The sequence below is a fragment of the Nitrospinaceae bacterium genome (assembly GCA_018669005.1).
Classification (GTDB): domain Bacteria; phylum UBA8248; class UBA8248; order UBA8248; family UBA8248; genus UBA8248.
Genome location: JABJAL010000112.1, coordinates 41,468 through 52,214, shown reverse-complemented (window position 1 = coordinate 52,214; position 10,747 = coordinate 41,468). Strand labels below are relative to the sequence as shown.

Annotated in this window: 14 protein-coding genes; 9 read left to right on the top strand and 5 right to left on the bottom strand. The window is 55.3% G+C overall.

Going from position 1 to position 10,747, the window contains the following annotated elements; all coding sequences use genetic code 11:
* The 6 genes from HOJ95_17470 to HOJ95_17445 all read left to right on the top strand — a co-directional run.
* The coding region (locus tag HOJ95_17470; protein MBT6396486.1) for a hypothetical protein at window positions 1–970 on the top strand (970 nt) is incomplete at its 5' end.
* A gap of 72 nt (window positions 971–1,042) precedes the next feature.
* Window positions 1,043–1,627, top strand: coding sequence for a hypothetical protein (locus HOJ95_17465; protein ID MBT6396485.1), 585 nt, complete (start codon window positions 1,043–1,045; stop codon window positions 1,625–1,627).
* 138 nt (window positions 1,628–1,765) lie between these two features.
* Complete coding sequence (locus tag HOJ95_17460; GenBank protein MBT6396484.1) at window positions 1,766–2,062, top strand: nitrile hydratase subunit beta; 297 nt, start codon at window positions 1,766–1,768, stop codon at window positions 2,060–2,062.
* A gap of 2 nt (window positions 2,063–2,064) precedes the next feature.
* Complete coding sequence (locus tag HOJ95_17455; protein MBT6396483.1) at window positions 2,065–2,364, top strand: nitrile hydratase subunit beta; 300 nt, start codon at window positions 2,065–2,067, stop codon at window positions 2,362–2,364.
* Window positions 2,361–2,999 (top strand): nitrile hydratase subunit alpha, encoded by a 639-nt coding sequence (gene nthA, locus HOJ95_17450; GenBank protein MBT6396482.1) that lies wholly within the window; start codon window positions 2,361–2,363, stop codon window positions 2,997–2,999. The genes HOJ95_17455 and nthA overlap by 4 nt, the downstream gene beginning before the upstream one ends.
* Before the next feature lie 31 nt (window positions 3,000–3,030).
* Window positions 3,031–3,222 (top strand): hypothetical protein, encoded by a 192-nt coding sequence (locus HOJ95_17445; GenBank protein MBT6396481.1) that lies wholly within the window; start codon window positions 3,031–3,033, stop codon window positions 3,220–3,222.
* 23 nt (window positions 3,223–3,245) lie between these two features.
* Here HOJ95_17445 and HOJ95_17440 read toward each other — a convergent pair whose 3' ends face one another.
* Both HOJ95_17440 and HOJ95_17435 read right to left on the bottom strand, forming a co-directional pair.
* Window positions 3,246–3,773, bottom strand: a complete 528-nt coding sequence (locus HOJ95_17440) for a dihydrofolate reductase (GenBank protein ID MBT6396480.1) — start codon at window positions 3,771–3,773, stop codon at window positions 3,246–3,248.
* A gap of 77 nt (window positions 3,774–3,850) precedes the next feature.
* On the bottom strand, window positions 3,851–4,939 hold the full coding sequence (locus tag HOJ95_17435; protein ID MBT6396479.1) for an alcohol dehydrogenase catalytic domain-containing protein: 1,089 nt from the start codon (window positions 4,937–4,939) through the stop codon (window positions 3,851–3,853).
* A 213-nt stretch (window positions 4,940–5,152) separates the two neighbouring features.
* Here HOJ95_17435 and HOJ95_17430 point away from each other — a divergent pair, with 213 nt between their 5' ends.
* From HOJ95_17430 to HOJ95_17420, 3 genes are all read left to right on the top strand, one after another.
* Window positions 5,153–6,121 (top strand): carbon-nitrogen hydrolase family protein, encoded by a 969-nt coding sequence (locus tag HOJ95_17430; GenBank protein ID MBT6396478.1) that lies wholly within the window; start codon window positions 5,153–5,155, stop codon window positions 6,119–6,121.
* 58 nt (window positions 6,122–6,179) lie between these two features.
* Window positions 6,180–6,794, top strand: coding sequence for a pyridoxamine 5'-phosphate oxidase family protein (locus HOJ95_17425; GenBank protein ID MBT6396477.1), 615 nt, complete (start codon window positions 6,180–6,182; stop codon window positions 6,792–6,794).
* Between the two features lie 165 nt (window positions 6,795–6,959).
* Window positions 6,960–7,442, top strand: a complete 483-nt coding sequence (locus tag HOJ95_17420) for a cytochrome c (GenBank protein MBT6396476.1) — start codon at window positions 6,960–6,962, stop codon at window positions 7,440–7,442.
* Between the two features lie 121 nt (window positions 7,443–7,563).
* Here HOJ95_17420 and HOJ95_17415 read toward each other — a convergent pair whose 3' ends face one another.
* From HOJ95_17415 to HOJ95_17405, 3 genes are read right to left on the bottom strand one after another with little or no spacing between them, the layout of a single operon-like run.
* Window positions 7,564–8,769, bottom strand: a complete 1,206-nt coding sequence (locus HOJ95_17415; GenBank protein ID MBT6396475.1) for a CoA transferase — start codon at window positions 8,767–8,769, stop codon at window positions 7,564–7,566.
* A gap of 31 nt (window positions 8,770–8,800) precedes the next feature.
* A complete protein-coding gene (locus tag HOJ95_17410; protein MBT6396474.1) occupies window positions 8,801–9,640 on the bottom strand; it encodes an LLM class F420-dependent oxidoreductase in 840 nt (279 codons plus the stop codon).
* A gap of 29 nt (window positions 9,641–9,669) precedes the next feature.
* On the bottom strand, window positions 9,670–10,671 hold the full coding sequence (locus HOJ95_17405; GenBank protein ID MBT6396473.1) for an LLM class flavin-dependent oxidoreductase: 1,002 nt from the start codon (window positions 10,669–10,671) through the stop codon (window positions 9,670–9,672).
* Window positions 10,672–10,747 lie beyond the last annotated feature (76 nt).

Here is a 10,747-nt window from a genome sequence, read left to right as displayed (position 1 = left end):
GACGTGGTTATCGGCGACTTCACCGAGAAAGACCCCGCTCGCCCCTTTGAGAAAAAAGGCGCTCTACACCATCGGTAACCAGTGGAAGCAGCGCTACATCACCAAAATCGACGATGAGCTATACATACTCCCCGCCCAGTACAATCTCGAATCGGGCCGCTGGGTTCCCTACCATCCCAACAACTGGAAAGAGCGCCCCTGGTTGAAGAACTGCGGCGGCTGCCACGTCACCGGGCTCGACTACGAGAAGAAAACCTTCTCGGAAACCGGCGTGGGCTGCGAGGCCTGCCACGGCCCCGGCGACAAGCACGTAGATGCCAAACCCGGTGAATTCGCCCAGCACATCGTCAACCCGTCCAACCTGCCCGTGGGCGCCGCCGTTCAGGTTTGCGGCTCGTGCCACACGCGCGGCAAGGACAAGACAAAAAAACACGGCTATCCAATGGGCTACAAACCGGGCAAAACGCTCTTTGCCTACTACAATGAGGTTAAACCCGGAAAAGACAAGAAACGCTTCTGGCCCAGCGGCGATTCAAAAAGCCACCATCAGCAATACCTCGACTGGAAGCAAAGCCGCCACGCGAAAGAGGGCGTGACCTGCATCAGTTGCCACACCGTTCACTCCACCGGTTCGGCCACGCGCTATCAAACGCGCCTGCCAGGCAATACGCTCTGCATGTCGTGCCACCAGCAGCTCAAGCAAAACCCCTCGCTCTCTCACAGCATCCACGACTTCGGAAGCTGCGTTGGTTGCCACATGGCTCGCATCGTCAAATCGGCAGAGTCGGGCGACCTGCACAGCCACACCTTCCGTGTAACGGAGCCCAAGGCGACTATTGCCGCAGGTGGCGAGAAAAAGCAGCCCAACAGTTGTAACGCGTGCCACGCCCACAAAGGGGACGACCCGGCCAAGCTCCAGGCCGCCCTCGACAAGGTACGATCAAACAACAATTGGTACGGCGATAAATAGGCTGGCTGCCGGCGCCCTCACCTGGGGGCGCCGGCCCAACTTTCATCCTATGAATCGAATGGGCGGCTTTCTATGAGACTTACATTCGGCGTTGTATTAACAGCTGTGATAGTTCTTTTGCTCTCTTTGAGTGCGGGCGGGTTTTACTACACCTCAAGTTCCAAGACCTGCGGCACCTGCCACGAGATGCAGACGATGTACGTCTCTTGGCAAAACTCGGGCCACGATCAGGTCCAATGCATGCAATGCCACTCCGATCCCGGTTTCGTTGGCCAGATAAAAGCCAAGATGCAAGGGGCCAAGCGGCTCATCTCGCATTTCAGGGGAAAATTCGACTACATCAAGGCCACGGTTGATAACGAAATTTGCTTGCAGTGCCATGCCGACTTCAAGGATAACGACAAAAAGGTTGCTCTCTCTAGCCATCCTCTTGTTGCGACCTTCCCGGTCCACCAGAGCCATGAGGCGCTAAAGCTCCAGTGCAATGATTGCCATTCACGAATGGTCCATGGCGCCCTTTACCGAAACCTTCCGGTGACGGTTGAAAACTGCCGGAATTGCCATGAGGAGCGAGGGGTGCTTAATCCCAGCGGATTGCTCCCGAACCTTATTCGTGCAGGCAGAAACCTTCAGCCACTGCTCACCAAATCCAACTAATTTCAAGAACACCAAGCTAGTCCAGCAAGTCCCTTTCCAGGGGCTTGTTGCGTCCGGCACGCGCGGGTAAGATCCTTTTTTACAATATGAAATCCCCAAGGAGGGATCTGCGTGAACGATCATCATGGTCATCACGACATGGGCGGCGAGCCGGGCGGCGGCCCCATCGACCAAAATGAGCACGAATACGCCCTTTGGGAAAAACGCGTCGATGCTTTCCTCATGCTCCTCTCGAACAAAGAGCGCGATCTCGTCAAGGTCGATGAGCTTCGAAAGGGAATCGAGGCTATTGGCCCGCAGGCCTACGAGGAAATGAGCTATTACGAGAGGTGGATTACCTCGATATCGAACGCCCTGCTGGAGCGGGGCGTCTATACCTCAGAGGAGCTGAGCCGCAAAATGGCCGAGATCGAAGTACGCTTGAAAGGGGACTGAGGATGGCGGCAAAATACCAGCCGGGCGAGGCGGTTTATGTAAGACGAGCGCCCTCCATCGGCCATGTCCGAACCCCCCACTACATCAAAGGGAAAACTGGCGTCATCGAACGAATTTGCGGGGACTTCGCCAACCCCGAAGAACTTGCATATGCACGGAGCGGCTTGCCGCTAAGAACACTCTACCGCGTGCGCTTTAACCAGCATCGCATCTGGCCTGATTACGCGGGCCCTGACGGCGATACGGTGGATATCGAAATTTATGAGCACTGGCTGGAGCCAGCCGGAGATTTGGAGGCATGACTATGAACGATACACATCATGACCACGCCCATCCGCCCAACCAGGATGGACCTCTGACTCACTACCAAATACTCGAATCGGCTGTGCGTGAGCTTCTCATTGAAAAAGGCGTGTTCACTGCAGACGATGTACGCCGCGAGGTCGAGAAGATGGACCAGCGCACCCCCGCCCGGGGAGCGAAAGTCGTCGCCCGCGCATGGACCGACCCGGCTTATAAAGAGCGGCTTCTAGAAAACGGAACTGCCGCCTGCGAGGAACTCGGCCTCGACATGGGGCAAACCTACTTCCTCGTCGCAGTCGAGAACACCGAGAGTGTGCATAACGTCATCGTCTGCACGCTCTGCTCATGCTATCCGAGGAACCTCATCGGTCTTCCGCCGGATTGGTACAAATCCCGCGCTTACCGAACACGCGTCGTACGCGAGCCAAGAGAGGTGTTGAAAGAATTTGGGCTAGAGCTTCCCGAGAGTACGACGATCCGGGTGCACGACTCGACCGCCGACATGCGCTACATGGTGCTCCCTCGGCGGCCTGAGGGCACCGAGGGGATGAGCGAGGAAGAGCTTGCCGCCACCGTCACAAGAGACTGCATGATCGGTGTGGCAGCGCCGACCGCCGAGCCAGTCACTACGTAAACCATTGCACTACAAAGGCTTACATATGGACGTGTCCGAAAAGATCCTTGAATGGTACACGAATCTCACCTTCAAAGACCTTCCGCCCGAGGCCGCCGAGGCCACCCGCTCCCTCGACCCCAACCGCGTTTCAGAAGCTCTCAACTGCCTTGAAGCCGCCGAGACCCAGCCCAACCTCCCCGCCGTCTGCGGCATGCTCATCGCGCAGGTGGCAATGGTCTGAGCGATTTATTTCCTTGCTAGATATTATTGGATTCGCAAATACCTAAGTTGAATCACACCATCTGAATATGACTCCGTTCCAACTAATCTTAGATTCTCTGGCATGCTGTGCGGTTCGAATAAGGGAATACCAGCACCAAGTATCACCGGCATGACTGAAATTATATATTCAGTTATCAAACCTTCTTTGCGGAAGGCGGTAGCAAGTTTCGCTCCTCCAACAAGCCAAATTCGGCGTAGATTGCGTCCCTCCAACTCAGGCACGACTTCTTTAGGACTTTTGTTGGTCAGGGTAACTTCGGGTTGCTTTGTTTTGAGATGTCGCTGAGAAAACACACAACAGGATTTTTCCGGATACGGCCACTCACCGAATGAAAGAATCTGCTCATAGGTCCTGCTACCCATAACAGTTGCTTCGACCGATTCGTAGAACTTTGAGTAACCATAGTCTTGGTCGGAGGACTCAAAAGGGGAGAGCCAATTAACATCACCCTCAGGCGTTGCGATATAACCATCAAGACTAGCCGCGACGTAATAGATGAATTCGGGCATTGGATTTCCCCTAGAAATTTACTGCCCTGCTTAACGATATCCGGCGAAGCAATTTTTTTGTGCAGGCAGCCCACCCCCTACAGGCTGATCACCGACCTCAAGGTCTCGCCTCTTTCCATGGCCTCAAAAGCCGCCTCGGTGTCGCCCAGTCCGATGGTGCGGGTGACCATGCGGTCGAGATCAAGCTCGCCTGATTTGTACCAGTTCGCGAGCAGCGGAAAGTCCCGCGAGGGGAGGCAGTCCCCGTACCAGCTCACCTTGAGCGCGCCCCCAAGTCCGAAAAATTGCTGAATTGGAAGCTCCATCACCATCTGGGGGTCTGGCACGCCAATCAAAACGGCGGTCCCGGCAAGGTCGCGCGACCAGAGCGCCTGAAGGAGCGTTTCGGGCGCTCCCACGGCCTCGAAAACAAAGTTCACCCCATTGCCGCCGGTCAGCTCTTTAATTTGCTCGACGGGGTCGCCGTTTTTCGCGTTGACGGTGTCAGTTGCGCCGAACTCGCGGGCCCACTCAAGCTTGTTCTCGGCGATATCGACCGCAATTATCTGCTCGGCGCGGGCAAGTTTGGCACCCTGGATGACACTACAGCCAACACCGCCGCAGCCAAAAACGGCGACCGAGCTTCCCCGCGTGACGCCTGCGGTGTAGAGCGCGGCGCCCACCCCGGTCATTACGCCGCAACCGATAAGACTGGCCTGCTCGGGCGGACACTCTGAGGGCATGGGTATGGCCTGCTTAGCCGAAACAACAGTGTGGGTGCAAAAAGTGCCGATGCCGAGAGAGGGGCTCAAAACGAGACCGTCTTTTTTCGCGCGCATCCGAGGCTCGGCATTAAGACTCGCGGCGCAAAGATGAGGCTGGCCGATTGCACAGAAGCGGCAGTGCCCACAAGGGGCACGCCAGGCAAGGACAACATAATCGCCCTTCTTTAATGTAGTGACGCCCTCGCCCACCTGCTCGATAACACCCGCCCCCTCGTGGCCCAAAAGATAGGGGAACTCATCGCCAATTTTTCCAAGCTTGTAGTGCAGATCAGTGTGGCAAACCCCGCTCGCCTGAATCTTCACCAACACCTCGCCCGACCCGGGCGCATCTAGAATGATGTCCTCCAAAAGCGCGGGCTCGCCCGCGCGCCGCGAAATGACACCCTGACCTTCTATTGTCACATCACACCTCTATGCGTTTGTCTGCTGCATTTCGGATAATTTCCGGTGGCCTCATCTTACCCCGCTTTCGCGCGGAAATGAAATTCGGCTGGATTGAGACACGCCGCCGGGGTTTAGGGACGCCCGAATATGCTAAGATCCCTTCTATCCACCAATCCTCGCTTCGATAGGCGGGAGGCTTCATTCATTCCGGACACGATGAGGGGGGGAGTCATGCCGGAAAAATTCACCGCAGCGGTTGTTCAGGATTGTTCCGTTGTTTTCGACAGGGAAAAAACCATCGAGAAACTTGTGCGCCTCACCGCCGAGGCGGCGGGAGGGGGCGCCAAGCTCGTTTTGTTTCCCGAGGCGTTCGTCTCGGGCTATCCCAAGGGGCTGGACTTTGGGACCCGGGTGGGAGGGCGATCCCCCGAGGGGATGGACGAGTTCCGCCGTTATTACGATAGCGCGCTCGATCTGGATGGACCCGGCAGCGCCGCCATCGGCACCGCCGCGCGGGAGAACAACGTCCATCTCGCGGTGGGCGTCATCGAGCGCGGCGGGGAAACGCTTTATTGCACAGTGGGTCTCTGGGGGCCGGACGGCGAACTCCTTTCCAGGCACCGCAAGCTGATGCCGACCGCGATGGAGCGCCTGATCTGGGGATACGGCGACGGCTCGACGCTCACGGTGACGGACACCCCGCTGGGCCGGATCGGGGCGGTCATCTGCTGGGAGAACTACATGCCCCTTCTTCGGACGGCCATGTACTCGAAAGGCGTCCAGATCTACCTGGCCCCGACGGCGGACAGCCGGGACACCTGGCTGCCCACCATGCAGCACATCGCGCGGGAGGGCGGCTGCTACGTCCTGTCCACCTGCCAGTATCTCACGCGGGGCGACTGCCCCGAGGATTACGACGCCATCCAGGGAAACGCGCCCGAAACCGTCCTGATGAGCGGGGGCGCCTGCATCATCTCCCCGCACGGCGAAGTTCTCGCCGGACCCCACTTCGATGGCCCGGCCATTCTCACGGCAGAGATCGACCTCGGCGAGATTACACGCGCCAAGTTCGCTTTCGACGTGGTGGGCCATTACGCCCGGCCCGATGTCTTCCGCCTTCACGTCGATGAGCGGCCCATGCCGCCCGTGGTTCATACGGCGGCCGACCCACGGGATTCGGACCATGGCGGCAGAGAATAAAAAAATAGGCCCCGGCGACTTTTAAGCCGCCAAGGCACACCACCGGGAGACACAGCATATGCCAGACGATCAAATTCGAACGAAAGAAGATCTTAGAGATTTTTTCGGAGAACCTGTTCCGAGGACGGTGCAGCGCCAGCTCGACCATCTCGATAATCATTGTCGCCACTTCATCTCACTTTCGCCTTTTCTGGTAATAGCCACCTACAGTCCAGATGGCGCGGACGCATCTCCCAAAGGCGACCCGGCGGGTTTCGTGAAGGTGGTAGACGATAATACCCTTCTCATCCCTGACCGGCGGGGAAACCGGCGGGTGGATTCGATGATGAATATACTCGACAACCCTGGAGTGGGGATAATATTCTTCGTCCCTGGTGTCGAGGAAACACTTCGAGTAAACGGCGAGGCGCACATTACAACAGACGAGGCGCTGCTAGCGCCATTGTCGGTAAATGGCAAGCCCCCCGAAGCGGGACTACTCATCACGGTGAAAGAAATTTTTTTTCACTGCGGGAAATCAATCATCCGATCAAAACTCTGGGATGAGGAAACAAAAATTGATCGGAGCGCGTTTCCTACTCTGGGCAAGATTGTCGTGGATCAGGTACCGGGCAAGAATTTAGAGGAAGAAGACGCTCTCACCGAAAGAATCTACCGAGAGGAACTTTATTAGACTAAAATTTCTTTAATTTTGCGTGGATAACTACAATTAATTCTGTGCTATAATTACTTCAAATTCTAGCTGGTGCGGTTTTTAGGTAATTAAGACTGTTGACGAAACTTGACTGAGTCACATTTACCTGATTTTTCATTTCTCGTTTAAAGGAGCTAATAAGCCATGCGGTATTCGAACATCCTGAAAAGCGGCGCCATTCTTCTTCTTGGCGGAGTAATTGTCGCTGGCTGCACCCAGGTTAACCCTACTCTTGTAGAGGTGCTTCAAAGCCCAGAGATAACAGCCCGCAAAGCCGTAATGCGTGGACTCGGCAAAAACATGAAAGCCATGAAAGCCGCTGCGAAAGCAGGCGACAACAAGGCAGTGGGCAAAGCAGCCGGCAAAATTTATAAATTGGCTGGAAAAATTAGCAAGACCTATAAGAAAAAAACCATGGACGGCATTACTCGCGCCAAGGGAAACATCTGGAAGAACATGGGTGATTTTAAGCAAAAAGCTGAGTTTCTCGCCGTAAGCGCAGCCGTTCTTGCGCAGGTCCACTCCAAGAGTGGGAACAAGGCGAGAATTGGCAAGGCTATTAAAAATGTCGGCAAGAACTGTGGCGGCTGCCATAAAGTCTACCGTGCCAAGAAAAAGAAAATGTAGCCAACCTTTTCATCAAAAATGCCCTCCGGCATCAGTCGGGGGGCATTTTTTTGCTTAGCTCATTTATTTTATCAAACACACAGTATCGCGATACGGGCTTCTAACCTTTCTAATATTCTGTTCAGGCGGCACTGCCCTCCTCACGGAGCCGTTTGATATCGTCCTCGGATTTTCCAATCTCACGCAACACCTCGTCGGTGTGCTGACCGAGGAGAGGCGCAGGGCGGCTAACTTTCGGAGGTGTTCTGGACATCTTCGGTGGAATCGCAATCACCCGCATGGGCCCTGCCACTGGATGCTCCACCTCGACGGCCATCTCGCGCGCCTGAATCTGAGGATGATCAAACGTCTCTGTCATGTTGTGTATTGGCCCACAGGGAACATTGACCGCCTGAAGGCGCTCGATCCACTCATCGCGCCCCCCCTTCATCAAAGCCTCCTCAAGCTCACGGGCAAGGACATCCTCGTTTTTCCCTCTATTCCGCGGGGTGGCGTACTCTTCCCGCTCAAGGAGATCCTCGCAGCCAATCGCTTGGCACATACGCTCCCAATTGAGTTGGCTCGTCCCACCAATAATGACGTAGCCATCCGCACACCGAAAAGCCTGATAGGGTGCCGATATCTCATGCTTCGTCCCCTTCGGCACAGGCACCTCTCCTGAGGGGAAGAACTGAGATGCCTGCCAGACAGAATAGCCCAGACCAGCGTCGGTGAGAGAGGTGTCGATCCACTGCCCCTCCCCGGTGCGGTCGCGATGATGCAAGGCTGCGAGAATGGCAATCACCGTATACATCCCGCCGTTCAAATCACAGAGGGGAACCGGAATCTTCACCGGATCGCGACCCGGCTCGCCAGTGAAACTCATCAAACTAGAGAACCCTTGCGAGATAAGATCGTAGCCACCATGTTCGGCATAAGGCCCCGTGCGCCCAAAACCCGAGATGGAGGCATAAATAATTTCAGGCTTTACTTTCTTCAAATCCTCATAGCCAAGCCCCATCCGCTCCATCGCGCCGGGCCGCACATTCTCAACCAGAATATCCGCTTCCCTCACAAGCTCCTCAAGAACGTCCTTGGCACCTTCCTTTTTAAGATCGAGCACTACACTCCGCTTGCTTCGATTGAGCGTCATAAAAGCGTAGCTTTCATCGCCCGCGAAGTGCCGACCAATGCCACGAGAGTGATCTCCACCGGGCGGCTCCACCTTAATGACTTCAGCCCCCATATCTGCCAAGACTGTACAACAATAAGGGCCCGCCAAATTTTGACAGACCTCTATAACGCGTAATCCGTCGAGTGCACCCCCGCCTTTGGCCTCTGCATTCATCTTTCGGATTCCGCCCTTTCTAAGTAGTTCGCTAGTTAAATTTTCGAATCAAATCAGCCAGGTCATCCAACTTGGGAAGCAATTCATCGGCGCCCTTGGGCTCAAGGTAGAAAATAAATCGGTGAAAACCCTCCTCACGATATTTCTCCAGCTCAGCCTCATCCGTGGGAGCAAAAAACATGGTCGCTGGAATCGGATCGCGACCCGCTTTGGCGGCAAGCTCGTTCAGCTTTTTTATTTCGTCCGCATAGGAAGTATCCCCCCGACGAAGAGGCATCCATTCGTCCCCATACCGAACCACCCGCTGATGCGTACGCTCGCCATGACCACCTACGAGAACCGGGGGGTGAGGCTTTTGCACCGGCTTGGGCCAGCACCAAATTGAATCGAAGTTAACATGCTCACCATGGTAGCTGGCCTCATCCTTGGTCCAAATTTCCTTCATCGCCTCGACACGCTCGCGGAGCACTTTCCAGCGACTACCATACTCGGTGCCATGGTTGGCCATTTCCTCTACATTCCAACCTCCCCCGATCCCGAACAGAGTACGCCCCCCGGAAATATAATCCACACTAGCCAGCTCCTTTGCCATAATAATCGGGTCACGCTGTATCGCCAGGCATATGCCGGTTCCCACCTTAAGTTTTTCCGTTGCCGTTGCCGCAGCAGCCATGGCAACGAACGGGTCAAGATTTCGGGGATACTCGTAGGGAAGATCGGAACCACCAGGCCACGGCGTTTTACGCTCGGAGGGAATATGGGTGTGCTCGGGAAAAAGCAAAGACTCAAAACCACGCTGTTCGGCCTCCTGGCCCAGATTGGCAGGCGGCAAAGTGTCCGCCGTTGGAAAAATAGCTAAGCCGAATTTCATGATATAGACCTCCTAAGATTTCTAAAAAATTAATTGAACGGCGCAAGACCTTTCAGTGTACGCCGCATCGCCGCTGGATAATCCTCTCCCGGCACGGCCGGATCTATCATCATGATTGGCACATCCACGCCACTCTCCCGAAACGCATCCAACCTTTCACCACAACGCTCAGGCGGACCGACCAAACAAAACTCATCGATAATAGCATCCGTGATCCCGTTGCGAAGGGCCTTTTGATCACCCCGGGCGAAGGCATCCCTCAACTCGTCAGCCTCCTTTTCGTAACCACTCTCACGGATAGAGGCATTATAGGCCGGAAGCGCCAGCCAGTAAGTCAGGGTCTCTCGGGCCTTGTCGCGAGCGACTTCCAAGTCGTTTGAGAGAAAAGTGTGAACACCCAGGTTAACCTCTACCTCAGAGGGCTCGCGCCCCGCCCGTTTGGCACCGTTGTCCCGTGCTTCAATAAGCCTTTTCAACCGCGAATGCGGCACCATGTAAAGCATCAACCCGTCTGATAGCTCCCCTCCCAACTGGGTCATTTTCTCGCCCACCGCCGCCGTGTAAATCGGCAAAGGATTTTCAGGAAGCCTAAACCGAAGCTCCTCTCCTTGGTAAGTCTGAGTAGGAATATCATAAACGCGTTCTCCGTTGAGCAGGGCGCGCACTTCATTCACATAATTACGTATATCCTCTGAGGGCTTGCCCATCTTCATGCCCATCCCTTTAACACGCGGGGGATGGCCAAGCCCCAGACCCAAAATATAGCGCCCGCCCGACATTTCGCTGATGGCAACTGCACCCTGGGCGACGATGTGCGGATGCCGGTGATAGATGATGGCGATGAAACTTCCAACAATGATTCTGCTCGTTTTCATGGCCATCACCATGTGAATGGCCAGTGAATCTGTCAACGATTCAGTCGTGTAGGCGCGATCATAGCCCAGTTCCTCGGCTTCATGCGCAATCTCCCCCATCTCCCCAATCGGCATATCCACGAACGACAAAAGACAATATCCAAGTTTCTTGGTCATCGAATTTCCACACCTTAAGCAATGCACCATTAAACGGGGAAAAAACCGGAGCAATGTCTCGGGTCCTTCTACCTAC